We start from the raw sequence: 25,967 nt of genomic DNA, 5'->3' as shown, positions 1-25,967 counted from the left end.
ATTTTATTTTTAAAAAATACTCCAAATTAGGAGTATTTTTTGTTATTCTTCAGTTATTTTTGTTTGGGCTTCGTCATCTTTAATTTCATCTTGAGGTTCTGTGTTTTTTGAAGTTTCTTGGGTTTTTTCCATTTCTTTAGGTTCTTCTTTTTCTTCTTTAAAACCTTCGATAGCTTTATCAACTTTTTTGTCTTCAGTAATTGAAATTAGTGAATCTAAATCAATTGGTTTTATTTTTTCTTTAACTTCTTCAGTTTTAGGGGGAAGTTTTAAATTTGTAGCAATATAATCAATTTCTTCAGAAATAATTGTTTCTTTTTCAAGCAATAAAGTCTTAATTAACTCTAATAAGTGTTTGTTTTCGTTAATTACTTTAAGAGCTATTTCCTTTGCTTCTAAAATAATTTTTCTTACTTCTAATTCGATTTCATGACTAATTTGATTAGAAATCGAAGAACTTGTAGCTAAGGTTTTGCCTAAAAACGGTGATCCAGATTCTTCTTGGTATTTAATTGGACCTAAATCACTCATACCAAATTCTGTAACCATTCTACGAGCTATATTAGTCGCTTTGTTAATATCATCTGAAGCACCAGTAGAAATATTATCTTTTCCATAAATAATTTCTTCTGCAGCCCGGCCACCCATAAAGCTTGCAATTGTAGCTAATAATTCTTTCTTAGAGTAGTTATATTTTTCTTCTTCTGGCATCATTAAATTATATCCGCCAGCTTGGCCACGAGGAATAATAGTAATTTTTTGAACTTTATTTCCACCTGGAACTTTAATTCCAACTACCGCATGACCTGCTTCATGGTATGCAACCATGGTCAACTCTTTTCTAGTAATTGTTCTTGATTTTTTTGCAGGACCAGACATTACACGGTCAATTGCTTCATCTATGATTTCTAATGTAATTACTTGTGAACGTTCACGTACACCAAGCAATACTGATTCATTAATTACATTTTCTAATTGAGCACCAGAGAATCCTGGGGTCCTTTTAGCAACATTTTCAAACTTAACATCATCGGCGAACCTTTTACCTTTCGCATGTAATTTTAAGATTTCTTCTCTTTCTTTTACATCAGGTAATCCAACTGTAATCACACGGTCAAAACGACCAGGTCTAGTAAGAGCTGGGTCTAAAACATCAGTTCTGTTGGTTGCGGCAACAAATAGTAATCCAGAGTTTTCTTTAATACCATCCATTTCAACAAGAAGTTGGTTTAAAGTTTGTTCTCTTTCATCATGTCCTCCACCAATACCACTACCTCTAGTTCTACCAATTGCATCTAATTCATCAATAAAGACAATTGCAGGGGCATTTTTTCTTGCTTCAGAAATAACACTACGAACCCTACGAGCACCCATACCAACAAATAATTCGACAAAATTTGAGGCAGAAACAAAGTAAAATGGTACATTAGCTTCTCCAGCTGTTGCTTTAGCTAATAAAGTTTTACCAGTTCCAGGAGGACCGCCAAGCAAGATACCTCTTGGCATTCTTGCTCCAGCTTCCTCATATCTTTTTGGGTTTTTAAGGTAGTCAACTATTTCTTTAATTTCTTCAATAGATTCTTTATTTCCGGCAACATCAGCAAATTTCTTATCAGATTTAATGATTTGTGCAGGACTTTTATCTCCAAACATTCCCCCTTGTCCATTCATCATCTTACTTTGTCCTCTGTAAATAAAGTAAATCATTGTAATTAAAATAAATGTTGGAATAAGCGAAATAAAGATAGTTAACCAAATACTTTGTTGTGGTGTTTTAACTGACCACAATTGTCCAACTCCAACTGTACCATTATTATCAACAAAGGTAAAGGCATCTTTAAATACTTTTGGATAATTCTCAATTAAAGAGTAAACTTCGCCAATTTTTCCATATGCTACAGTTGAAATATTTCTACCTTCAGTTGATCAAACTGTATTAATTGCATTATTATATGGATTATATACTATTGAAACAAAGAAATTTTTATCGGTTGTTGATTTAGCAGCATCTTCTATTCTTGTAACTAATTGGCTTAAACTTATTTCGGGAACAGTAGTTCTTCTTGTAAGAACAAAATATAAAACTATTCCCAAAATAATTAAAGCAAATAAAACTATTAATAGTATAGATTTTTTGTTTTTCATAACCTTCCTTTCATTTGGTGTTATTTATATTAATATATTATAAAGATAAAGTTAAAAAAGCATTATTTTATTTTTATTAAATTACCCTTTTCTTTTTTAAGGAAAAATTCATTATTTAACTTGTATGAATTAGTTCTTTTTTGTGCCATTATAAAGTTAATAATACTATCTATTTTATTATTAGATATTTTAATTTTGTCATAATTACTATTTACAAACTTATAAACTAAAGATTTTTTATTTTTTAACTTTATGAAGATATCTTGAGAAAAGTCATGTTTTTCTCAAATTTTATACTCTTTATTAATCTTATAGTTTTTAAATTTTAGTTTTTGATTTTGAAAAATAAAATAACTTAAAATAAAAATTTTTTTGCTTTTTCATTTAACATTATTTTCAAGTCTAATTTTATTTCTAGTATACTTAGGTATTTCGTTTGTATAATCAATGTTAAAAGGTATTCTTTGTTTAATAACTTTTTTTAAAATAGTATTTTTAAAATATTTAAAGAGTAAAGGTCTTTTAATAACCATATTTTTATAGTTAGATATTTTTTTAATACCGTAATACTCAACTTTTCGCTTAGTATTTTTCTGAAAAATAGCAGTTTCCAAAAAATCATCAAGATTATGGCCAGTTAGCAAAACATTGCAATTATTTTCTTTATAGATTTTTTTTAAAAATGTGTATCTTTGCTCTCTTGCTCAATTTTGAAAATTACCTTTTAAATAATCGCTTTTTTTTAATTCTAAGCAAAAAAAGGGAATATTGTATTTTTGGCAAAATACTTTAACAATCTTAAAATCAAGTTCGCTATCTTCTCTCTGGTTGTAATTGACAGTTGCAACAAGTATATTTTTTTTATTTTTATATTTATTCAATAAAAACATACTGTCTGGTCCCCCACTAACAGCTATTAAAGTTTTTTTACTCTTTTTTCTTTCTTTTTCCATTTTTAGCATTAAATTTATTCATTACTGTATAAATATCATTAAAACCAAATAATATAGCTGCCTCAGCACTTTTTTCTAAAACAATATTCAATTCTTTGATTTCTGGTTCGCTAAACCTTCCTAAAACAAAATCTCTTAATTCACCTTCAAATGGATATTTAATCCCGATTTTAAGCCGTTTAAATTCTTCTTTTCCAAGGTGTTGAATAATATTTTTAACACCATTATGGCTACCACCACTACCACCTATTTTAATAGTGGCTTTCCCATTTTCAATATCTTTTTCGTCGTGAATAACCATAATATCATCAACATTAATTTTATAAAAAGTTGCTAGTTGCTGAACAAATTCGCCAGACAAATTCATATAAGTTAATGGTTTAGCTAAGATTAAATCATCTACTTTAGTGTATTCACCTTTAAATCTTTGTCTATCTAGTGTCACACCAAGCTTTTCACAAATTCTATCAATTGCTAAAAAGCCAACATTATGTCTTGTATATTTATATTCTATCCCTGGATTACCTAATCCTACAATTAATTTCATTTTACTCCTTTAACATTCAATTTAAATTTGTGATAATATTTCTTGGTTTTAAAAACTCTTTTAAGAAAATTGTTGAATATATTTTGTTAGTATTACTAAAAATTACTAATTCTTTTATAGCACGTGATGTTGCTGTATAAACAAGTTTTTTATACAGCATTTTTGCATGATTTGGATTAACAACAAAAATACAACAATTTATTTCACTTCCTTGAAATTTATGGACAGTTACCGCATAAGCTAATTTAATTTCTGTTTTAAATTCATCTTTAGTATAAATAATTGTTTTGTCATCAAATTGTACGTGAATTTTTTCTTTGTTATCAAAAGAACTTTTTTCAAATTTAGTAATATAACCCATATCTCCATTTGAAACACCATCATCATACCTATTAACAAGTTGAATTACTTTGTCATTCAATTTAAATTTATATTCATATTCATTTATTTTGTATTTATAAATAACATCTGAATCTTTGTTGTAGTTTTTTTGGATTTCTTCATTAATTTTATCAATACCATAAGGTCCTTTATACATCGGGCATATAATAATAGTATTATGAATTCCAAAATTCTCTACTTTAGTTAAAAATAAATCACTCAAATCACTTAAATAATTATTGTAAATATTTAATTCAATATTTTGTTTTTTAAGTTTATTACCATATCAATCACAAAAGTTAGAATAAATCCTTTCTTCTATATTAGCCTCTAAATTATTAATTTTTAGTTTTTCAATATTTGATAAATAATCTTGAAAGTCTTGGTTATAATTTAAATTTTTGAAATCACCAATTGAATTTATAAAGTTTATATAATCAATAATTTCTTGACTTTCTGAACGAAAATTTTCTTCTAAATAAATTGTGGTTATCTTTTGTGAATCAATTAAATCAAAAAGAATATTACCAGGGCCAATAGCAGGTAATTGATTAACATCTCCTAAAATTATTAATTTTTGTAAATTTTGACAAACCGATAAAAGCAAGTAAAAAATATTTAAATTAACCATACTAAATTCATCAATAATTAAGCATTTAATTTTGCTAAAATCTTCAATGCTTTTTGTTACTCTTTCATCATCAGTCGGTACACTTAAAAAACTATGTATTGTTTTTGAAGCAAATCCATACTTTTTCGATAAATTAGAGCACACCCTGCCAGTTGGCCCAAGAATCATAAAATCAGTTCCTAATTTTAATTTAGATTTTTTTAAGGTATCATGAAGATGTTTAATAATATTACTTTTACCAGTTCCAGGAGCTCCAGTTATAATACAAATATTATTATTAATTGATTCATAATATGCTTCTTTTTGTTTATCTGATAAATAGGCTAAATCTTTCTTTGTTAAGTGGTTTAATTTTAGTGGATTTGCTTCTTTAATTTTGTTTAATCAAAATGTTACCATTTTTTCTTTATCAAAAATTAATTTCCTACATAAAAGTCCGTTAACATTTAGTAACTTATTTTTATTAATCATATCTTTTAAGAATTCTTCAATAATTACTAAATCAAAAACATTAGAAGTTTTTTGCAACATTTCAACAACTAAGTTAGTTGGTCAAAATGTTGAATTACCTTCTTCTAAATTCACCATAGAATAGTTCAAATATGCTCCTAATCTTTCAAATGAATTAGTTTGATATCCTAAAGCTAATGCAAAAATATCAATATCTGCTAAATTTAGTCTATGTTCTAAGTATAGTTTGTAAGGATTATTTAATTTGTAGTAACTTAATAGATCATTTTCGCCATGATTTATATTTTTGAGTTTCTCGTATAAACTTTGAATTTTATTTAATTCAAAGAAAAATAAATCTTCATTAATTTCTTCTCGTTCATCGATTAAACTATCAATTTTTACTTTGTTTTCTAGATATGTATTTTGAATATTATCCTTTTGAATTTTTGATAAGAAGGTTGCAAAACCTTCTTTGAATAAATTATTATTTTTTACTTCTGAATAAAAATTAATAAAAGAGAATTTCGATTTAATTTTATCAACTGCAACAAAACCAACTTTTGGGGTTTGTTTTAAATAAAGATAAAGTTCTAGTTCGCGATCTAAAGTTTTTTGCTTAGTATAAAAATTAACTAATACATAATTATTAGTCCTTTGGGGTTTTGTTGACTTAGTAACAATTAAGTCATAAAATTTGTAAAGTTTAGGAATATTTTTAGTTGCATAAACAACAATTCGTTCTTTTTTGTCTGTTTCGCACATTAGCAAGCACCAATTTAAATCATAACCGCCTTTTAACAATTTAATTGGCTTTGCACTGATTAATTCTTCACCTGTGTTTAACTGATATTTTTCCATTATATTTATTAATTATAAATTAATTTTTAATAAATTAAAAATAAACAATTTATCCAGATTTTACTCACATATTTTTGCACAGATTATAATGTTGTGGATAAATATCGGTGTAAAGTGTGGAAAATTATAAGAATTTTTAAATATTTTATTTATAAATAAAAAAATATTATAAAATAATTGAATATGATAGATATCAGTGAAACAGAAACAAACAAAATTGTTGATAAATCGATTAAAAGCAACGAATTAAAAGAATATTTGTCAAACGAAATTGCAGATAATATGATTTATAAAACTTTTTTTAATAGTTTAGAAGTTTTAGATATTAATGATAAAGATATCACTTTAACTTTCAAAGAATATTCTGATAATACAAAAGATATTTATGTTGTAGCTTATAAAAAAGTTATTGATAAAGCAATTGCTGAAATTTTTGGTAAAGATATAAAATATAAAATAATTTCAGAACTGGAGATAAAACAACCTGAAATTATTACAGAAAAAGAAATAACTAAACAAGTTAAAACGTTTTTTCAAAACGATTATGCTGAAAAATCGACTTTTAAAAATTATTTAAAAAGTGAATTTAACAAAGAAGCTGTTGATGTTTGTAAAACAGTTGCAGAATTTAAATCTGATTTTGCTATTTTATTTATGTCTGGCCCTTCAGGCATTGGCAAAACGCATTTATTGCAGGCGGTTGGGAAAGCAGCAGAAGAAGTTGGTAAAAAGTCAATTTATATAACTCCTTTGGTTTTTAACAAAAAAATATTAGGGGCAATTCAAGAAAATAATACAACTTACATTTCAAAGTTATTAAACCATATAACTTCGGCTGATATTGTCTTATTTGACGATTTTCACATATTTGCAGAAGGTCAAAAAAAACAAACCAAAAATTTTATTTACCAAATTATTGAAGGTAGAATGCAGAAAGATAGACCAACAATAATATCAGCAGAAAAAGACTTAAAAGAATTAAAAGGGGTGTTTGAAGATAGGTTGTATACAAGATTAGAGTCAGGTTTTATTACTAAAATAAAAAAACCTGATGAAGAAGAATTTAATTTAATTTTAGAGTTTTTATTAATGCAAAATAGTATTGATTTAAATATTATTGATAAAGAATCAAAAGTGTTTTTTGTTAAAGAATTTTCTAATTCAATTAGATCTTTACTTGGGGCAATTACTAAAATTAAATATTACAAAGATGAACTGCTTAAAGCCAATTATGTATTTAGTGTAATCAAAAATATATTTAGAGACCATTTTAACCACAATAGTGAATTAACTCCAGAAGTAATAGTTAAAAAAGTTTCTATCTATTATAAAATTAGCACTAAGGAAATAATGGGAAAAACAAGGAAAAAAGAAATAGTTATTGCAAGACATATTGCAATTATATTAATGGATAATTTACTCAATATGTCTTCGACAGAAATAGGTAAATTTTTAAATAAAGACCATACAACTATATTAAACGCTCTTAAAAAGACAAAAAATAAAGAGTTTTTTTCTTCAATTAAACTGGTTCTGAATCAAATAAAAAACGAGATATACACAAGAAAATAGCGAGTTATTAACAAATAAAAGTTTAAAAAAATACAATAAATTCTTATATTTCGGTTATAAATAAACTTTTTACTTAAAAAAAAGAAAAATTACAATTATTCACAACTTATAATAATAATATATTAGGAGATTTTATGAAATTTACAATTTCAAAAAAAATAATAGAAGATACAATTGATTTTCTTGCAATATACGTAGATAATTTAGACTCTTTTATACCTTTTAGAGGAGTTTTGATAGAATTAAATTACGATAAACTTATTTTTACAGCCGGTAATACAAACATAGCAGCACAAAAAATTTTATTAGTTGATGAAAAAAATATTAAAATAGAAAAAACCGGTAAGTTGCTTGTTAATATTTTAATACTTAAAAATTTAATCAAGAAATTTGAAAAAAATATAACTTTTATAAAAACTAATAATAATTTGGAAGTTTTTGAAAATAAAACTTTTTACACTTTAGCTATTTTAGAGGATGGAAGATATTCTGATTTTGATTTTTCTTTAACAGAAAATAAATATCAAATTGAATCTAGAGTATTATCAACAGCAATTAATAATGTTTATATTTCTTCTAACATAAATCAAGAAAGAGTAAGTACCATTACTTCTAATCCAATAACAAAAGTTATCAATATTCAATCAGAAAATAAAAACTTAAGATTAACGGCTTCAGATAGTTTTAGGTTATCAACCCACCTTTTAAAATTAGGTAAAACAACTAGTTTCAATTTAAATGTCGATTCTAAGAATTTTAAAAAGCTATACCATAAAGAAATGCCTACCAATATTACCTTATTTATAAGTGATAAAAAAATTGGAATAAATTATAATAACACAACAATTTTTACTCATTTAGTTAATTTAAAATACCACAACATTCAAAACTTAATTTCTTTCTCAAATACTAAAAACATTAAAATTAAAAAAGAAGAAATTTTAAAACTAATTAACAAAACAGTTTTTTACAATGTAGAAAAAATTAAAAGATTAGAATTTTCAATTTCGCAAGAAGAAATTAAAGCAAGTTTTGAAGTTCCTGAAGTTGGTATTTCACAATATATAACAACTAACTTTGAATATAAGGGAAAGCCCTTCGATATTGATATAGATTGACATTACATTAAAGATGCTTTAAATGCATTTGATGATGAATTTATAAATTTATGTATAACAAATGATGAAAAAAGAGTTTATATATTTGGTGGAAACACAACAGATAATATTCAGTTAATAACCCCTATTAGAAGGTATTAATGAAATTACAAATAGATAAAGAATTTATAAAAATTGGTCAATTACTAAAATATGCTAAATTAATTGAAACCGGGGGACAAGCAAGATTTTATATTAACGAAAATGATGTTTTGCTAAATGGAGAAAAAGTTGTTACAAAAAACACTAAAGCAAGAACTGGCGACATAATTTGAATAAATAATGAAATTGTTATAGAAATAGATTAAATTAAAAATGACATTATTTTAAAACTGGACAAAAAAATAACATGAAAATGTTATTTTTTGTTACCATTTATTGCTACCAAGAAAAAACGAAAAGAAAAATGTGTCAAGGTACTTAAAGAAAAAAGAATTTGTAAAAATATATGAAGAATATCAAAAATCAGGTTTCCAAGTGCTTTTTGGATTATTTACTAAGTACATCAGAAACAAAAAATCATTTAGATAATTTGTTAGAAATAACCAAAATATATCATGAAATTAAGAACAAATTACCTAAAAGTAGTAAAGTAATTGAATCTAAAAACTTTAGTATGAGTTATCTGAAACTTTCAGAAGTTTTTGGCCTTCTAGGTAAATAATTTCTAAAATTCATAAAAAACTCCATAAGCATAGTGATGTAATTTAAAAATTATTTTCATAAACAAAATCAAGATAGCAAGAATAAAACTAAGTGTTTATATATCTCAAAATATAAAATAGATATAAATAAACCTATTTTAGGGAGAAATATAAATCTTTTAGAGCTAAAATCTAAGCTTATATAAAAATCAAAAGGCAAAGATTAAAAATATATCTGCAGAAATTTATAACTTCGGAAATCGTGATTATAATGATGAAAACAATCGAAATATTTATGCAACTGATGTTTCATATAAAAGCCCAATAAACGTGTAAGAATCACGTGTTTATTTTTCTGTAATTTTAACCCACAAAGAAAATTATTGGCTTTCAATATACACACCAGTCAAATATTAACGAAATTCTAAATCTAGCCGGGATTGTTTCGCTATTAAGAGCCGGCAACTTACTTGATAATTGATTAAAATGTTAAATTTTTTGCCCATGTTTATTTTAGTTCTTTATTTTTAACAAAAAATATTTTTAGTTTTAAATTTATATATTATAATTTGATTAATAAACTGTCAAGCAAAATTACTTGACAATGGAGGAAATTATTTATGGTAAAAATAAGACTTAAAAGAATGGGGAGCAAATTCAGACCTGTTTATAAAATTGTAGCAGCTGATGCTAGAGCTCCTCGTGATGGTAAAATTATCGAAGCGCTTGGTCATTACAATCCAAAAACTAAAGAACTTGTTTTAAACAAAGAATTGGTTTCTAAATGACTTTCTTTAGGTGCTAAACCAACTGATACTGTAACTAGTTTATTAAAAAAACAAAAATAATAAATATTTGGTTATGAAAATTAATTTCTTAACAATATTTCCAAATTATATTAAACCACTTTATGAAGAAAGTGTTATTAATAAAGCTATTAAAAATAATTTAATTGAAATTAATACTATAGATTTCAGGAATTTTTCTAGAAATAAACACAGAAAAGTTGATGATGAAATTTATGGTGGTGGACATGGTTTATTATTGCAAATTGAACCAATTGACCTCGCTTTAGCCAGTCTTAAAAATCGTGGTGGTTATAAAGTTTTAGTAACACCCCAAGGCAAAGTTTTTAGCCAAAGAATTGCTAATAAATTATCTTTAAAAGACGAAATAACATTTATTTGTGGAAGATATGAAGGTTTTGATGAAAGAATCACAGATTTAGTTGATATTGAACTATCAATTGGTGATTATGTTCTAACTGGTGGTGAGTTACCAGCTATGGTAATGGCTGATAGTATTATCAGGCTAGTTCCTGGAGTTATTAAAGAAGAATCTCACATCTATGACTCATTTCAAAATAATGGATTACTAGATTATCCTCAATATACAAGACCAAGGGAATACAAAGGAATGAAGGTTCCTGAAGTATTATTTAATGGAAATCATAAAGAAATTGAGGCTTGGAAAAAGCAAGCTCAAATATTAAAAACAGTAAAAAATAGACCAGATATTATAGAAAGGATTAATAATGAGAAATAACTTATTAGAATTAGTTGAAAAATCACAATTGCGTACTGATTTGCCTGAATTTAGAACTGGTGACAACGTTAAAGTTCACGTTCGTATTCGTGAAGGAGAAAAAGAACGTATTCAGATTTTCGAAGGTTTAGTAATTTCTAAAAAAGAATCAGGAACAAGAGAAAGCTTTACAGTTAGAAAGATTTCATATGGAATTGGTGTTGAAAGAACATTCCCTGTTAATTCACCATTAATTGCTCATATTGAAGTTGTTCGTTCAAACAAAGTTCGTAGACAAAGATTATTTTACATGAGAGACCGTAAAGGTAAGAGCGCACGTTTAAAAGAAATCAAAAGATAATTTTCCAGGGCTTTTAATAAGATAAAAAGTATTTGTAATTTAGCTGCAAATACTTTTATTTTAATAATTTTAAAAATTCTAGTTCAGTTATTATCTTGACGCCTAATTCAGTTGCTTTTATATATTTAGAACTGCTACTTGATTCATTTGTAATAAGATATGATAAATTTTTATTAATGGATGCTGAGAATTGTCCTCCATTATCTAAAATTAATTTTTGATAATAAGACCTAGGATTAGCTAGTTTACCAGTGATAGCGAAAGTTAAACCTAAAAGTTTTTGTGTGTCTTTTTCCATCTTATTTAGATAGATAAAAACATTATCTAATTGAATTAATAATTGTTTATTTTCTTTGCGATATATATCTAATTCTTTGATTATTGCAGGCCCAATAGTATTGATTGATTCTAATTCACTCAAATCAATGCTTAAAAACTCTTTAAAGTTATTTAATTTGCCTGAAAGTAGCTGTGCTACCTTTAAACCAACATGTTTGATTCCAAGCCCATAAAACACCTTATAAAAAGGTGTCTTTATTCTACTCTCTTGAATAGCATTTATAATTTTATCAACTTTTGTTTCTTTAAATCCTTCATAACTCAAGATTAAACTTCTGTAGTTATGCAAGTTAAATAAACTTAAAAAATCACTTAATAAACCTTTATCGAATAAAAATTCAATATTCTTCTCAGCTAAAGTTTCAATATCTAAAGCATTTTTTGAAACAAAGTGCATTAATTGTTTTTTTAGTTTTTCTTTGCAAGTTTTGTTAATACAAAATTGGTCAACTAAGTTATTTAAATGAATTAGTTTATAGCCACAAGATGGACAATTTAAATTTTTTTGATAATAACCTTTGGTATTTTTATTTTTAATTCCAGTTATTTTCGGAATTATTTCTCCAGATTTAATTATTGAAACTTCATCACCAATATTTATATTCATATTTTTAATAAAATCAGCATTATGTAAAGTTGCTCTTTGTACAGTTGTCTGTAATAAGTTAATTGGATTTATTTCAGCTATATAACTTATTTTTCCGCTTCTACCAACTGTTGGAATAATATTTTTAATAATTGAGTTTTTTTCCTCTGTTTCGAATTTAAATGCTATAGCATGCTTAGGAAATTTTGCTGTTTGCCCATATAAATCTCATAAATCTAGTTGATTAACCTTTAAAACAAAACCATCAGATTCATAATCAAAAGAATCTTTATTTTTTTTAAATTCTAAAATTGAGCTTCAAATATCTTCAAAATTCTTTCCTTCTTTAACATATGGATTAACAGCGAAACTTAATTCTTTAAGTTTTGCTATTACATCTGTTTGTAATTTAAGATTTAATTTATTTGGATCAACAATATCATAAATAATCGATAAAAGATTTCTATTTTTTAAATTAGCACTATCTAATTGCTGAATAGAACCTGAAGCTGCATTTCTAGGATTAGCAAATAATTTTTCATTATTTGCTAATCTTTCTTGATTTAACTTATTAAATTCACTTTTAGGAAAATATATTTCACCTCGCACTTCTAAATCTTGCTTATAATTTAAAAATTTTGGGATGTTCTGAATTTCTTTGATATTATGTGTTACATCACTACCAACTAATCCTGTACCTCTTGTTACTGCACGAACTAAAATTCCGTCATTATAATGCAATGAAATTGAAACACCATCAATCTTAGGTTCCAAACTATAGGTAACTGTCTTATTAATATTATTTTGAGTATTTTGAATAAATTTCAAAATATCATTTTCTGAATGAGCTTTAGCAAGTGAAAGCATAGGTTTATTATGTGAAAATTCTTTTAGTGAGGGCACAACTTTTCCGCCAACTTTTTTAGTTGGTGAATCTTTTTGAATAAATTGAGGGTATTCTTGCTCTAAAATCTCTAATTTACGTATTTCTAAGTCATATTTTGCATCAGAAACACTTGGACTAGATAAATCATAATATTCTTTATTTCATTTATTAATATTTTTAGTTAATTCCTTTATTTTTTGTTCAATATTATTATTTGAATTCATAAACTTATTTTACCATAAGTTACGGTTGTAAAATTAATATATAAAAAACATATTTACAGAAAGAAATAAACCAGGATACTTCAGTCCTAATTTTAAATTAGAAATTGTCAAACAAATATTAAATTGGAAATCAATCCGATCTTTGGAAACAGAACTAACAATTAATTGTGGAATAATTAATTCATGAGTGAAAAAATTTAAATTATTTGGGTATAATGGTCTTATAAATAAAAAGAAAGGTAAAATACCAATGACCATGACAAAGAATAATAAACCAAAACAAGATAAAACATTATCTCGAATTAAAGAACTCGAAGAAAGAAATGCCCAGCTTGAAATGTAGGTAGACCTCTTAAAAAATTGAGAGCCTTGGTTCAACAAAGGACAGAGCAAGCAAACAAGAAAAAGCAAAAGTAATATTTGAATCAAGGCATAAATATAAATTAAGATTAATGTTAGAATTTTTCCAATTAGCAAAGTCGACATACTTTTATATTGTTCAAAGTTTTTCAAAAAATGATAAAGATTTTGATTTAAAACAATTAATAACAAATATTTTTAATGTGAATAAATCACGTTATGGATATCGAAGAATTTGTTTAAAACTAAGAAATAGAGGTTATATTATTAACCATAAAAGTGTTAAAAGATTAATTAAATTACTTAATTTATTTGGTTTACAGCCAAAAGCAAAGTACAAATCATATAAAGGTGAAACTGGGAAAGTTTGTAATAACTTACTCCTTACAAAGATTGTAGAGAAAAATAATCATAACACTTATTAAGAGAGAAACTTCAAAACTACAAAATTGAATCAAACTTAAAGCACTGATGTTTCTAAATTCAAAATAACAAGTGAAAAACTATATTTATCACCAATTATAGATGTTCATAACCGTGAAATAATTTCATACACAATTTCGAAAAGTCCTAATTTTGAACAAGTGGCAGAAATGCTAAATAAAATCTTTAAAAAGTATAAAAATCTTAATGAATTAATTTTACATTCGCACCAAGCATGACAATTTCAAATAAAACAATATTGTGATAAATTAAGTAAAAGAGGTATTAAACAAAGTATATCGCGAAAGTGCAATTGCTATGATAATTGTGTTATTGAAATATTTTTTGGAACCATGAAAAACGAAATGTTTTACGGTCATGAAAAAGAATTCAAAAATCTTGAAGACTTAGAAAAAGCAATGCGCAACTACATAAATTATTACAACGAAAAACGTATTATTACAAAATTAAAAGGACAGACACCTTTAGGATATAGGCATCAATCCTTAAATTAATTTTAGTCCAATTTTATGGGTTCACTATAATGTTCTGTACAGCTTTATTAATAATCGTTATCAAGTTTAAAATCAACTTGTAAAAGAACCTTTAATTCTTTTGTAATTTATTTTAATATCATTATATGGTAAGACAGAAAGAAAATAAAGATATTTTTCAGGTGTTTCAAAATATTTTTTTGCGTTTTGGCCATATTCTATCTTATAGTAAAAAGACCACCCAATCCCTTTGCCAGTATTTATCAATATTTTTTTTGGTTTTTGCATTTGTTGGTAAATATTTGAAAATTCTGCTAATGTTAAAAAACTTTTAGTATTAATTAAACTTTGGTTTTTTTCTCTTCAAGTTTTTATATTTTCCAATGTTATTTTACCAACTTGTACCAAACCATAAGAAAGGTATGACAGATAACCGTTACCTATTACAAAGACTAAGATCAAAACTGTTATTAGAAAACAAGAAGATCAAATAAAAGTGTTTATTCATTCCCCATCTCTGTCGAATTTAAACTCGATATATGATAAGGGGATTAAGAAGGCAAAAAACCAAACTAATAAACCTATTATGAAATTTCAGATATAAGAATGATTGCTTGCAATTTGGAGTTTTTTGTATTTAAATTGTAGTTCTTTAATTATTTTTATTAAGTTTTCAAAATAAAAGTCCTCTAATTTTATTGAATTGTTGAGAAAATATTCTTGTGTTTGTTTTTTACCTAAAAAAAATAAATTAGGAAAGAATAAAAGTTCTTTTTTTCTTTTTTTAATATAAATAATATTATATGTTGTTAATACACTTCATATTAAAAAAATAATTGATCATGTAATTGTAATAGCTTCAAAAATCAATTTTAACCTAAATTATCTTCTAATAAGTTATTGCTATTTTTTCTTCGAATATATTCATATGAATATTTTTGATTATTTTTAGAAACTGCTCTTTTAACTTTTATTAAATTATAACTTTCTAGTTCATGCTTACTCATAGCAAGCATTTCTTTCCTACTAAAGATTTTCCCATCAATTAATCTTTTAAAGAACATATTAGTTCCACCAGTGCCACGGCTTTTATAAGCAAAATTTTGCGGTGTTTCAGAAATGACTACAATTTTATTAAGTTTTTTAAAATTATCTCATTGTTTGCCATATTGCGCTCTCATATCCTTGATCTCAATAATTTGCTCATTATATTTATTTAAAACATTCATTTCTTCGTCTAATTCCTCTTTCGATTTTATCAGACTGTAAAAATCATATCCTACACTTAAAATTCCTCAGCCTTTTGAAATATATTTACTCGCTTTAGAAAGTGGACCATTAACTTTTAACCTTTTTATTAAGGCATTAGCTGTTAAAGAGAGAATATCTACTGATAATTTTGAACCATCTACAATTATATTGGTAAAATCCATTTCTTTAATTTGATCAAGTAATTCTAATTGCTTTTTTAATACATTTATTTTACTCTTGCGGAGTTCTTTGAATGCACTTAAAACCAATGCTATTATTCCTGCTCCGACAGCAACTACAGCAAACGGAGCAATAAACAATCCAAAAAATCCAGAAACAGCAGAAATAGCAGTAAATATTACTATAAGTCTTTGTAATTCAACATATGTTTTTTGTTCATCAGCTAATTTATCATATAACTCAGCTTTAATTTTAAAAGTTTGTTGATACTTTTCAAGTAAAAGGCTTAAAACCTTCGATGTTCCAGGATCGTTATTTATATATGTTTTATATGGAGTTAAAATACGATCTGGAGCTTTTTCCATTAGTTTAGGATATTTGTTAATATTAAGTTCATTTTTTATTTTTATTAATTCATTATTGTATTCTGTTACCAAATCATAGTCTCTTAAACGATTCTTAATTTCAAGTTCTTTCCCTGGGTTGCTAATAATACTAAAATCTAAATTTTTAGTAATTTTATTTAGGAAATCTTGTTTTACCTTTTGATTATCTTTAGTATTTCGAGTTTGTGTTAGTTTAGTGATATTTTTAGTGTTATCAACTGTTTGAGAAATAACTGAAATTATATTATTAGTTAGTCTAACTTCTTCTTGCTGTGATAGATTGGATTCTTTGGGAACTTGTGGTGCATTTGTAACGCTCGATACAGTAGCAAAATTAGATACTTGGATTATGTCAATATTTGAAATGAATGCTTTTTTAAGTTTCATGTTTAATTGCCTCTTTTTTAGTACTGATAAGGTCTCAAGGCAGTACTTTATTAAAATATTCCCATTGAGTTTGGTCTTTAAATATATTATTATTATAATTTTTATTTTGTAAACTTAATCTAATTTTAATAATTCTGTTACCTGAATCTTTAAAATAGATTTTTTGATTATTATAGGTTTTTGACAACTTTTCATTATAAATATTTATAAAATTGGAATTATCACTTAATTGGTAATTAAATTTTTCTCATTCGTCTATTGCTTCTTTATAATGAATGTTTTCAATGTGGTATTTATTAACATTTATTTTAATATTTAATAGAGAAGCTATTGCTAGCAATAAGACAAGATAAACTGTGACAATTAGGTGAGTTATGTAATAATCTGAGTTTATTTGTAATATTCCAAAAACTAGAATTAGTGGATTTAAAAATAAAGCAATAATAATAACTAGAGAATTATCAAACTTTGAATAATGTGTTATTTTTTTACTGTACCTTTGAAATTTAAATTCATCATAAGTTTTCAGAACTAGTTTTAAATTATCAAAATATTGTTGTTTTAATTTTATTTTATTTTCTATAAAATAATTTATAGTATTACTATTTAAGATATTATAAATATGAAAAAAGGGGAGTTTATATTTCTTCACTTCTAAGTATTTTTTCATAAATAATATAAAAATAAGCAAAGTGATAAGGGCTGCTAAAGATATTAGAAATATGTTTGAATAATCATATTTTAATAAAAAAAAGAATAAATAACTATCTGAAATATTTTTTCATTGGCTTTTTGGTAAGAAACTAATAATACCCAGACCACGCACTAAACCTGTATGCAAATTAACTCCTTTGTAATTTTTTTAATTATAACAAATTATATAAAAATATTGATGATCAACGAAAAAAACTATGTCTTTAAAATATATAACGATAATATAAATATAAAGAAGAATTTCTGATGACATTCTGCTTTATACTGAAAAGTTATTTTAACCACTTATATTCCAGTTGAGAATTAAAGAACTTAAAGAAAGAAATGCCGGCTTGAAATGGAGGTAGATGTATTAAAAAAATTGAGAGCCTTGGTTCAACAAAGGACAGAGCAAGCAAACATGAAAAAGCAAAAGTAATATTTGAATCAAGGCATAAATATAAAAAAAACAACATACTTTTATATTTTGCGAAGTTTTTCAAAAGATGATAAAGATTTTGATTTAAAACAAGTAACAACAAATATTTTCATGGAAAATAAGTTACGTTATGGATATTGAAGAATTTATTTAGAACTACGAATTAGAGGTTATATTGTTAACTATAAAAAAGTTAAAAGATTAATTAAATTACTTAATTTATTTGGTTTACAGCCAAAAGCAAAGTACAAATCATATAAAGGTGAAACTGGGAAAGTTTGTAATAACTTACTCCTTACAAAGATTGTAGAGAAAAATAATCATAACACTTATTAAGAGAGAAACTTCAAAACTACAAAATTGAATCAAACTTAAAGCACTGATGTTTCTAAATTCAAAATAGCAAGTGAAAAACTATATTTATCACCAATTATAGATGTTCATAACCGTGAAATAATTTCATACACAATTTCGAAAAGTCCTAATTTTGAACAAGTGGCAGAAATGCTAAATAAAATCTTTAAAAAGTATAAAAATCTTAATGAATTAATTTTACATTCGCGCCAAGGATGACAATACCAAATGAAACAATAATCATGATAAATTAATTAAAAGTGCTGTTAAGCAAAGCATGTCACGGAAAGGAAATTACTATGATAATTGTGTTATAGAAATATTTTTTGTTACCATGAAAAATGAAATGTTTTATGTTTATGAAAAAGCAATGACAAGTATATAAATTATTACAACAAAAAACGTATTATTATAAAATTAAAAGGACTGACACCTTTAGAATATAGGCATCAATCCTTAAATTAATTTTAGCTCAATTTTATGGGTTCACTATAATTTGTAAGTGTGTTTAACTATTTTTCTTTAAAAATTGCAAATAAGCAGCCTGTGCAATCATTGCTCCATTATCTGTTGAATATTTTAGATCTGGAATTATGCTGTTAGAATGTAATTTCACAAACTGAGATCTTAAATATTTATTAGAACTTACTCCACCCCCAAGCATTAATGTTTTAACATTGTATTTTTCCAATGCTTTTTGTGTTTTTTGAATCAAATAATCGATAGCTGTTTTTTGAAAACTGGCTGCAATTTGTTCTTTATTTAGTTTTTGATTTTTTATTTTAGACTGGTTAATTAAATTTAAGACTTGAGTTTTTAAACCACTGAACGAAAAATCAAATTCGGCTTGAGTTTTTGGTTTTGATAAAGTTATATACTCATCTTTATATTGTTCAAATATTTTATCAATAATTGGTCCACCAGGAAAGCCTAACTCTAATTTATTAGCTACTTTATCAAAAACTTCTCCAACTGCATCATCTAGAGTTTCTCCTATTATTTGAATATCATTTATATCATTAGAAAATAATAATTGTGTATGACCACCAGATACTAATAAACAAAGAGCCGGAAAAATAACTTTATTATTAATAGTAGATGATAAAAAATGACCATCTAAATGGTTAATTGGGATAAGAGGTTTTTGCAAGGTAATTGATAAAGCACTTGCAAATAAATAACCTACTTGTAAAGAACCAATTAAACCAGGTTCTTTAGTATAAGCTATATAATCAATTGTGTTTAAATCATACTTATCCTGAATTAAAGTTTGAATAATTGAAATATTTTTAATATGTTCTCTTGAAGCAAGTTCTGGTATTGTCCCTCCAAATTCTTTAAATATATCAATTTGAGAAATTGTTCACATATCTAATATCTTGCCATCTTCTAAGATTGCAAGAGAGGTATCATCATGTGAAGTTTCTATACCTAATATTTTCATTATTTTTTACTTCCTATTTGAGGTTTTTTAATGTAATATGGATTTATATTTAATATATTTGTTTCCTCTGTAAAAATATCTTTTGAATTAACAAAATTATCTACAAATAAATAATAGTTAATTTTGTTAACTTGATTATTTTCACTATCGATAATTTTTATGTTATTAAGATAATTTGTTTTATTAAATTGATCTTTATTTAAATAAAATAATTTTCCGCCTTGAGCATCTAAATACATCTCATTAAGTTTAGGATTTACAAAATTTAATATTTTAAAACTAGAAGTTGTATATATCTCTTGGTTTTGTAATAACGAAATAGTTCTTAAAAAAATTAATGAGATTCTTATTCCTGTAAAAAAACCAGGGCCAAGATTTAAATAAAAACTTTTAATTTTAGAAGTATTTAAATTATTTCTTTGGAGTAGTAAGTTAAAATTTTCAATTAATAAATCAACTTTCTTAGCAATATTTTCAATTAAAATGTGGTCTATAATTTTTCAACTATTATCAAATAAAATAATTAAAAAATCTGATGTAGCTGTATCTAAATAAAGATTCATTAAAATTCCTTTATTTCAAAAGTATGACTTTCATCATTATTTAATGATGCATTTACTTCAACGTAATTTTTATAATCTAAATTAAATAGATTTGCTCATTCAATTGCTACAACATTATCTTCAAAATAATCTTCAAATTCATTTATATCACCCTTATAGTTATATAAATCAATATGAATTAAACCATTATATACTTTCATATAATTAAAAGAAGGAGAGGTTATTTTTTCTTTAATTCCAAGTTGTTTTGCCAATTCTTTAATAAAAGTTGTTTTACCTGACCCTAAATCACCGTTTAAAAGGACTATTTTTTTCTTTTTGATTATTGGTAATCAAAAAGAAACAACTTCTGCAAGTTGTGACTCATTGTTTAAGTTATATATTTTCATTGGTAAAATATTTTTCTAAAGTAGTTTTTAATTTTGTTCCCTTTAAAATAACAATTGCTTCTGGACCAGTATGAATTGAAATTACGTTAGGAATTGGAAAAATTCTTGTTTTAACTTGATATTTTTGTTCTAAATAAGTTAATAATTCTTTAGCTTCCGAAGTTTTTTGTCCAAGTAAAATTATTTCATCATCACTGCTAAATTTTTGCATTTTTTCATCTAAAGCATTTTGCAATGATTTTAAAAATAATCTTCCTTTACCTTGTTTTTCTAAAGTACCATTTTGAAAACGAATTAATGGTACGATTTTAAGTAATTTTGCTAAAGTTGCAACTGGTTTAGATAATCTTCCGCCCTTGACTAAATAATCATTGTATTTTGGTACTAAAGTAATATCTAATTCAGAATCATTCCAAATACTCGCTAATTTAATTGAATTATCTAAACCAAGTTTTTCTAAATTAGTTATAAATTTATTAACTCTAAACAAAATTGTTTGAGCTACGTCAACTGATTCAACAACATGTACATTTTGATATTTATCTGAAATTATTTTTAAAAAAGAATATTGACTTGAGAGATGTTGTGAAATTGGAAAAATCACAACCTGTTTGTATTTATTTGATAATTCTTCAATTAAATTTTCAGAGTAACCAATTGGTGTTGCAGAAGTTTTAACACCTTTAGTATTTAAATTAAATTTATCAAAGAATGTTGAAGAATTAATATCAATTCCATCATTGTAATTTAAACCATCCATTTGTATTTGTAATGGTAAAAAATAAAAACCAAGTTTTTCTGCTTGAATTTTATCTAAACCACAAGCAGAATCAACAACTATTGCGATATCTTTCATAATATTATATTATATAAAATTTGTTATAATCTTAAACATGATTATTATTAATAATATTAACAAACATTTTGCTGGTAATTCACTTATTTCAGTAGATACTACTTTAATTGTTTCAAAAATAATAGAAATTGAAGATTTAGTATTTTTTGTAGATAGAAATAACTATGTTAAAAGTATTAATGTGCTAAGTAACTTAAAATATGGAATCAAAGAAAAGAAATTTTATACAGCTAATTTAGACGAATTAGATTTAATTAAAAGAGCAGCTTTAGATAATAATTTAATTATTAAAGATAAACCTAAATTTATTTACGTTGAAATTCTAAAAAGAGAAATTCACCCAAAATCAAATAAATTATTTGTTTTAACTGTTAGTGATTTGCAAAGAGAATTTCAAATTGTAACTAATACTTTAGATTCTTTAGAAGGAAGAGTATTAGTGTGTGCTCTTCCTGGATCGCTAACTTCATCAGGATTGGAGATTTTGCCAGGTAAGGTTATGGATATTGAAAGTAACGGAATGGTAGTTGGGTATAAAACATTATCATTTGATAAAGAAGGTTTAATTTTTGGTACTAAAGAAAATATTGGAAAGGAATTTATTATTTAATCATGATTATTAATGAATTAAAATCAAGAGGTATTTTAAAAGATATAACTAACTTAGATAAATTTATAAATATGGATAAAGATGCGGCAATTTATGCTGGATTTGATCCGACAGCACAAAGCTTACATTTAGGAAATTATATCCAAATTATTACAATGCTTCGCTTAAAACAATTTGGATATAAACCACTAGCAGTTGTTGGTGGTGCAACTGGAATGATTGGAGACCCAACCTTTCGCTCAAGTGAAAGAGTTCTTTTAGACCAAGAAAATATTTTAAAAAATAAATTGGAAATTTCCAAACAATTAGAAAAATTTGGCTTAGAAGTTTTTGACAATTTAAATTTTTATAAAAATATGAATGTTTTTGATTTTCTACGTAATGTAGGTTCATCAATCAATATTACATATATGCTAGCTAAAGATTCAATTGCTACTAGATTAGAAAATGGGCTTAGCTTTACTGAATTTAGTTATACCTTAATTCAAGGATGAGATTTTTACAAACTATATACTGACAAAAAAGTATATGGTCAATTTGGAGGATCTGATCAATGAGGCAACATTACAACAGGTCTAGAAATAATTTCGCGTAAAGTAGGAAATGATCATAAAGCCTTTGCATTTACTTGCAATTTATTAACAGATGCTAATGGTAATAAGTTTGGTAAATCAACAGGCGGAGGAAGTTTATGACTTAATCCTGAAATGACTAAACCATACGATATGTACCAATTTTTATTAAACCAACCTGATTCAGAAATCGAAAAACTTTTAAAATGACTAACATTTTTAACATTAGATAAAATTGATGAAATAATGACAAAACATAATGAGAAACCAAATTTAAGGTTAGCTCAAAAAACTTTAGCATTTGAAATTATTAAAGATGTGCACAACCTTGAAGAAGCAAATAAAAGTAAAACATTATCAGAAATTTTATTTAGTAAGGATTTAGATCTAAATCAAATTACGATTGAGCAAATTAAAACTTTAAAATCAGACTTAAAACTTTTAAACATCAACGAAAAGAGCAATTTAATTGAGGAATTAATTAAATTAAATGTTATTAAATCAAAACGAGAGGCAAGAGAATTTATAGCCGCAAACTCACTCAAGTTTAATTTAAAATTGATTTCTGAAGATTTTCAAACTTTTAGTAATTTATGAGATAATCAATATGCCTTATTAAACGTAGGTAAAAAGAAAATATATTTATTAGAAATTACAAAATAAAACCTCGTTATAAACGAGGTTTTATAATACAATTTCAGTGGCATCTGGCTTACCAGCATATGATTTATATGTATCTAATGCAACTTTATATCCAAATAGTTTTATTAAAGTAATAAAAGCTAATTTAGCTGAAGCGTATGGAGAATTACCAGTAATTAATTTATCTTCTTTATAAGAGACTAAATTACTAATTCAATTATCTTTTCTTAAATCATTACTTCACAATGACGGATATGAAGCAAATTCTTGATTTTTAATAACTTTAGCTTCAGTTAAAACATTTGGAGCATCACAAATAGCAACAATTGGTTTACCAGCATCATAGTGTTTTCTTACAAGATTTAATGAAACAATATTTTTTCTTAAATCTTGAGCACCTGGGCCACCAGGTATAAAAATTAGATCATATTGATCAATATCAACATTATTTAAAATGTTGTTAATATGAGCTAGATTATCTTTTCCAGTAGCACTTGATAATCTAGGATTGTAAAAATCAATTTGATTAAATTGATTTGAAGTTTTAAAGATAGTTAAAGGTGTCACCAATTCAACATCTTTAAATTTATCTTCAATAATTACTAATAATTTCATTATTTCTTTCTCCTTATAATTCCTCTATAAATTAAATAAATAAATAAAACAAACGGAAATAAAATGGTTAAAGCAAAGATAATAAAATAAGTTTTAATTCAAGTTTTATTTTCTTGTACCCTTCTTTCTTCAACTACATTTTGTAACTGTACAGCTGTTTGGTTTGAACCAAAATTATCAATAATATCATTTGCTCGCTTTTTATCAAAAAACAATGTAAAAAGGTAAAAAGCTAAGGTTGAACACATAATTGACAAATTAATGATTAATAATAAATTTGTATTTTTAAATCATTTATTAAAGATTTTTGAGAAATCAATAATAAAATGAATGTTAAAACCTAAACGATCTTGAGAAGAAGAAATTACATTTCCTACTTCGATAACTTGGTCTTTTAAGAACAAAACTAATAAATTAAATAAACCAAAGTAAGTAAAGAAGAAGATTATAAATCAAGTAAATCTTAACCTTTTTAAAACAAGATAACGGTATAGTTCAGCAAAAATAGGGCTTGAAGAAACATCTTCTTGAGTAAAGTTATTTTGGTATTTTTGTTTAACTTTTTTCCATTGCAAAACTTTAACAATGTTTTTTACTAAATAAAACAAGGAAATAAAAGTAGGGACTGCAAAGAGAAAATAAAGTCCAACACCAATAGAATCTGTATTTAAATGAATTAAAGCATTATATGCAATTCCTACTAATGACATTATGAAGATAATAATTCAAAATCCAATTGAAACATACTTCATTCTTGTTTCATTTTTAATAATGTTGAAAGTTGCAGGATTAAAATCTTTTTTGTTTTCTAAACGATGATTTTGGTCATTAGTTAATTCAGTTTTTAAAGTTTGATTAACTTGTTTTGGTTTAAAAATCATTAATCATCATTATCATCATCGTTATCTGATTGCTTGCTTGCACTACCATCTTTTTTTAAGAAATCAAAAAAGATATTTAATGATTTAGCAACATCTGCTTTTTTACGTAAGTTATCATTTTCTACTACTTCATTAAGTTTTTCAATAAGTGCTTTTTGAGTTTTATTTTCAATACCCGAAGAAAGTTTTTTAACGATGTAGATTTGGTCATCTAAATTTGGATCTAAGGTTTTAGCTTCTTTGTAAAGTTTTCCAATATTTTTAGATAAATAATCATTTAAAATATTACGCTTAGCTTCGTCATTATTTGCAGCTAAATAATCAGGTCTTTCTGAAGACATTCTTGTAATAGCTTTATCAATGATAGTTTCTAAATGTTTATCTAATTCAAGTTTTTTAGATTGTTCTTGTATAGCTGGAACAACAAGTTTAAAGACTCTATCATCATTTAGTGTTTTTCCAAGTTGTGACAAGGTTTTATCAAGTTTCTCTTTTTCTTCTTTGCTTAATTCTGAATAACTTTTATTTCAAATATTAGAATCAAGGAATCCGTCAACGACGTTTCTAAAATCATCAACTTTAGAAAACATTGAAGCTAAGGATTCTCCTTTTCCACCAGTCATAAGTGTAACTCCAAGAGCAGAAACTTTGTTAAAGTTACTATCTTCTGATTTATAAGATACAAGCATAATATTTGACATTAAAAAACCAGCTGGAACGGTAGCTATTGCATTAGTAAATCCAAAAACAAAACGTTTAAGTCATTTTCTTTTAGCGTTTTTTCTTTTAAGCCTAAATTTCGGAATTCAGTGGAAGATGTTATTGACTATAAATAATATACTTCTAGTAACAACATATACAATCACCGCAAGCAGTGAAATAATTAATGGCACAGCCCCTTTTATCGAGCGAACGTTGCTATCATCTGAATTATTAACATAATTATAAATAGCACCATATGATAAAATTGATACAATGATTGTAATAGCTATGGCAACAGTTTTAAAAATAGTTCATTTAAAACCATATAAAAAACCAAAACCAAAACTTATTAAAATCATGATTAATAAAATTAGTCCAACATAAATTGAAGCATGACTAGTTTTAAATGCTTCACTTATTTGGATTAAAAAGTTTTTAATTGTTTCTGACATTTTGTCCTTTCTT

At 25.2% G+C, this 25,967-nt stretch carries 28 protein-coding genes and 2 pseudogenes; 15 read left to right on the top strand and 15 right to left on the bottom strand.

What is annotated here, in order from left to right:
- Window positions 1-42: 42 nt before the first annotated feature.
- The 4 genes from ftsH to EXC44_RS02370 form a co-directional block, all read right to left on the bottom strand.
- On the bottom strand, window positions 43-2,145 hold the full coding sequence (ftsH, locus tag EXC44_RS02385) for an ATP-dependent zinc metalloprotease FtsH (protein WP_129621643.1): 2,103 nt from the start codon (window positions 2,143-2,145) through the stop codon (window positions 43-45).
- Window positions 2,146-2,207: 62 nt separating this feature from the next.
- The gene (tilS, locus tag EXC44_RS02380; protein ID WP_129621641.1) at window positions 2,208-3,098 is read right to left on the bottom strand and encodes a tRNA lysidine(34) synthetase TilS; all 891 of its coding nucleotides are present in this window, start codon (window positions 3,096-3,098) and stop codon (window positions 2,208-2,210) included.
- Window positions 3,073-3,645 (bottom strand): aminoacyl-tRNA hydrolase, encoded by a 573-nt coding sequence (gene pth, locus EXC44_RS02375; protein ID WP_129621639.1) that lies wholly within the window; start codon window positions 3,643-3,645, stop codon window positions 3,073-3,075. Before pth ends, tilS begins: the two co-directional genes overlap by 26 nt.
- A gap of 1 nt (window position 3,646) precedes the next feature.
- Window positions 3,647-5,968, bottom strand: coding sequence for an ATP-dependent DNA helicase (locus EXC44_RS02370; RefSeq protein ID WP_129621637.1), 2,322 nt, complete (start codon window positions 5,966-5,968; stop codon window positions 3,647-3,649).
- A 183-nt stretch (window positions 5,969-6,151) separates the two neighbouring features.
- On the opposite strand from EXC44_RS02370, the gene EXC44_RS02365 reads away from it, so the two are divergent.
- The 7 genes from EXC44_RS02365 to rplS all read left to right on the top strand — a co-directional run bounded on the left by EXC44_RS02365 (window position 6,152) and on the right by rplS (window position 11,226).
- Window positions 6,152-7,540: a DnaA ATPase domain-containing protein gene (locus EXC44_RS02365; protein ID WP_129621635.1), complete on the top strand. Its 1,389-nt coding sequence runs from the start codon at window positions 6,152-6,154 to the stop codon at window positions 7,538-7,540.
- Window positions 7,541-7,674: 134 nt separating this feature from the next.
- A complete protein-coding gene (locus tag EXC44_RS02360) occupies window positions 7,675-8,799 on the top strand; it encodes a DNA polymerase III subunit beta (protein ID WP_129621633.1) in 1,125 nt (374 codons plus the stop codon).
- Complete coding sequence (locus tag EXC44_RS02355) at window positions 8,799-9,005, top strand: RNA-binding S4 domain-containing protein (RefSeq protein ID WP_129621631.1); 207 nt, start codon at window positions 8,799-8,801, stop codon at window positions 9,003-9,005. Before EXC44_RS02360 ends, EXC44_RS02355 begins: the two co-directional genes overlap by 1 nt.
- Before the next feature lie 176 nt (window positions 9,006-9,181).
- Window positions 9,182-9,361 (top strand): hypothetical protein, encoded by a 180-nt coding sequence (locus EXC44_RS02350; RefSeq protein ID WP_129621621.1) that lies wholly within the window; start codon window positions 9,182-9,184, stop codon window positions 9,359-9,361.
- Between the two features lie 600 nt (window positions 9,362-9,961).
- Window positions 9,962-10,189, top strand: a complete 228-nt coding sequence (rpsP, locus tag EXC44_RS02345; protein ID WP_099309060.1) for a 30S ribosomal protein S16 — start codon at window positions 9,962-9,964, stop codon at window positions 10,187-10,189.
- A 13-nt stretch (window positions 10,190-10,202) separates the two neighbouring features.
- Window positions 10,203-10,886, top strand: a complete 684-nt coding sequence (trmD, locus tag EXC44_RS02340; protein WP_099309061.1) for a tRNA (guanosine(37)-N1)-methyltransferase TrmD — start codon at window positions 10,203-10,205, stop codon at window positions 10,884-10,886.
- Entirely contained in the window at window positions 10,876-11,226 is a 351-nt protein-coding gene (gene rplS / locus EXC44_RS02335; RefSeq protein ID WP_120160696.1) for a 50S ribosomal protein L19, read from the top strand. The genes trmD and rplS overlap by 11 nt, the downstream gene beginning before the upstream one ends.
- Window positions 11,227-11,281: 55 nt before the next feature.
- Here rplS and ligA read toward each other — a convergent pair whose 3' ends face one another.
- Complete coding sequence (gene ligA / locus EXC44_RS02330; RefSeq protein ID WP_129621619.1) at window positions 11,282-13,261, bottom strand: NAD-dependent DNA ligase LigA; 1,980 nt, start codon at window positions 13,259-13,261, stop codon at window positions 11,282-11,284.
- Window positions 13,262-13,448: 187 nt separating this feature from the next.
- Here ligA and EXC44_RS03915 point away from each other — a divergent pair, with 187 nt between their 5' ends.
- The 3 genes and pseudogenes from EXC44_RS03915 to EXC44_RS02320 form a co-directional block, all read left to right on the top strand.
- Window positions 13,449-13,604, top strand: a complete 156-nt coding sequence (locus EXC44_RS03915) for a hypothetical protein (RefSeq protein WP_165001844.1) — start codon at window positions 13,449-13,451, stop codon at window positions 13,602-13,604.
- A gap of 109 nt (window positions 13,605-13,713) precedes the next feature.
- Window positions 13,714-14,046, top strand: a complete 333-nt coding sequence (locus EXC44_RS02325) for an IS3 family transposase (RefSeq protein WP_129621617.1) — start codon at window positions 13,714-13,716, stop codon at window positions 14,044-14,046.
- Between the two features lie 54 nt (window positions 14,047-14,100).
- Window positions 14,101-14,559: pseudogene (locus EXC44_RS02320) on the top strand (transposase); the annotation flags it as partial.
- A gap of 66 nt (window positions 14,560-14,625) precedes the next feature.
- Here the strand turns inward: EXC44_RS02320 and EXC44_RS02315 are convergent.
- The 3 genes from EXC44_RS02315 to EXC44_RS02305 all read right to left on the bottom strand — a co-directional run bounded on the left by EXC44_RS02315 (window position 14,626) and on the right by EXC44_RS02305 (window position 17,412).
- Window positions 14,626-15,000 (bottom strand): hypothetical protein, encoded by a 375-nt coding sequence (locus EXC44_RS02315; protein ID WP_129621613.1) that lies wholly within the window; start codon window positions 14,998-15,000, stop codon window positions 14,626-14,628.
- Window positions 15,001-15,410: 410 nt separating this feature from the next.
- Window positions 15,411-16,742, bottom strand: coding sequence for a hypothetical protein (locus tag EXC44_RS02310; protein ID WP_129621611.1), 1,332 nt, complete (start codon window positions 16,740-16,742; stop codon window positions 15,411-15,413).
- The gene (locus EXC44_RS02305) at window positions 16,732-17,412 is read right to left on the bottom strand and encodes a hypothetical protein (RefSeq protein ID WP_129621609.1); all 681 of its coding nucleotides are present in this window, start codon (window positions 17,410-17,412) and stop codon (window positions 16,732-16,734) included. Before EXC44_RS02305 ends, EXC44_RS02310 begins: the two co-directional genes overlap by 11 nt.
- Before the next feature lie 465 nt (window positions 17,413-17,877).
- Here EXC44_RS02305 and EXC44_RS02300 point away from each other — a divergent pair, with 465 nt between their 5' ends.
- The 3 genes and pseudogenes from EXC44_RS02300 (at window position 17,878) to EXC44_RS04100 (ending at window position 18,693) form a co-directional block, all read left to right on the top strand.
- Window positions 17,878-18,210, top strand: a complete 333-nt coding sequence (locus EXC44_RS02300; protein ID WP_129621607.1) for an IS3 family transposase — start codon at window positions 17,878-17,880, stop codon at window positions 18,208-18,210.
- Between the two features lie 54 nt (window positions 18,211-18,264).
- Window positions 18,265-18,468 (top strand): annotated as a pseudogene (locus tag EXC44_RS04090) (DDE-type integrase/transposase/recombinase); the annotation flags it as partial.
- Window positions 18,469-18,534: 66 nt separating this feature from the next.
- Window positions 18,535-18,693 carry an IS3 family transposase gene (locus EXC44_RS04100; RefSeq protein WP_129621602.1) on the top strand — a complete coding sequence of 53 codons (159 nt, stop codon included), beginning with the start codon at window positions 18,535-18,537 and terminating at the stop codon, window positions 18,691-18,693.
- Between the two features lie 43 nt (window positions 18,694-18,736).
- Here the strand turns inward: EXC44_RS04100 and tsaD are convergent, their stop codons facing one another.
- The 4 genes from tsaD to EXC44_RS02270 are packed head-to-tail and all read right to left on the bottom strand — an operon-like array spanning window position 18,737 to window position 21,480.
- Window positions 18,737-19,672 (bottom strand): tRNA (adenosine(37)-N6)-threonylcarbamoyltransferase complex transferase subunit TsaD, encoded by a 936-nt coding sequence (gene tsaD, locus EXC44_RS02285; protein ID WP_129621600.1) that lies wholly within the window; start codon window positions 19,670-19,672, stop codon window positions 18,737-18,739.
- Window positions 19,672-20,235, bottom strand: a complete 564-nt coding sequence (locus EXC44_RS02280; RefSeq protein ID WP_120160670.1) for a hypothetical protein — start codon at window positions 20,233-20,235, stop codon at window positions 19,672-19,674. The genes tsaD and EXC44_RS02280 overlap by 1 nt, the downstream gene beginning before the upstream one ends.
- A complete protein-coding gene (tsaE, locus tag EXC44_RS02275) occupies window positions 20,235-20,624 on the bottom strand; it encodes a tRNA (adenosine(37)-N6)-threonylcarbamoyltransferase complex ATPase subunit type 1 TsaE (RefSeq protein ID WP_129621598.1) in 390 nt (129 codons plus the stop codon). Before tsaE ends, EXC44_RS02280 begins: the two co-directional genes overlap by 1 nt.
- A complete protein-coding gene (locus EXC44_RS02270) occupies window positions 20,611-21,480 on the bottom strand; it encodes a DegV family protein (RefSeq protein WP_129621596.1) in 870 nt (289 codons plus the stop codon). The genes tsaE and EXC44_RS02270 overlap by 14 nt, the downstream gene beginning before the upstream one ends.
- A gap of 37 nt (window positions 21,481-21,517) precedes the next feature.
- On the opposite strand from EXC44_RS02270, the gene tapR reads away from it, so the two are divergent.
- Window positions 21,518-22,090: a TyrS-associated PheT N-terminal domain-related protein TapR gene (gene tapR, locus EXC44_RS02265; RefSeq protein ID WP_129621594.1), complete on the top strand. Its 573-nt coding sequence runs from the start codon at window positions 21,518-21,520 to the stop codon at window positions 22,088-22,090.
- Window positions 22,091-22,092: 2 nt separating this feature from the next.
- A complete protein-coding gene (gene tyrS / locus EXC44_RS02260; protein WP_318025095.1) occupies window positions 22,093-23,325 on the top strand; it encodes a tyrosine--tRNA ligase in 1,233 nt (410 codons plus the stop codon).
- A 21-nt stretch (window positions 23,326-23,346) separates the two neighbouring features.
- On the opposite strand, the gene EXC44_RS02255 is transcribed toward tyrS, so the two are convergent.
- The 3 genes from EXC44_RS02255 to EXC44_RS02245 are packed head-to-tail and all read right to left on the bottom strand — an operon-like array spanning window position 23,347 to window position 25,954.
- A complete protein-coding gene (locus tag EXC44_RS02255; protein WP_129621590.1) occupies window positions 23,347-23,919 on the bottom strand; it encodes a DJ-1/PfpI family protein in 573 nt (190 codons plus the stop codon).
- Complete coding sequence (locus EXC44_RS02250; RefSeq protein WP_129621588.1) at window positions 23,919-24,800, bottom strand: MSC_0882 family membrane protein; 882 nt, start codon at window positions 24,798-24,800, stop codon at window positions 23,919-23,921. The genes EXC44_RS02255 and EXC44_RS02250 overlap by 1 nt, the downstream gene beginning before the upstream one ends.
- Window positions 24,800-25,954, bottom strand: coding sequence for a hypothetical protein (locus EXC44_RS02245; protein WP_129621586.1), 1,155 nt, complete (start codon window positions 25,952-25,954; stop codon window positions 24,800-24,802). Before EXC44_RS02245 ends, EXC44_RS02250 begins: the two co-directional genes overlap by 1 nt.
- Window positions 25,955-25,967 lie beyond the last annotated feature (13 nt).

It is taken from the genome of Mycoplasmopsis bovirhinis (genome assembly GCF_900660515.1).
Classification (GTDB): domain Bacteria; phylum Bacillota_I; class Bacilli_A; order Mycoplasmatales; family Metamycoplasmataceae; genus Mycoplasmopsis; species Mycoplasmopsis bovirhinis.
Note: the sequence above shows the minus strand (reverse complement) of the source record. Positions and strands in the feature narration are given on the sequence as shown.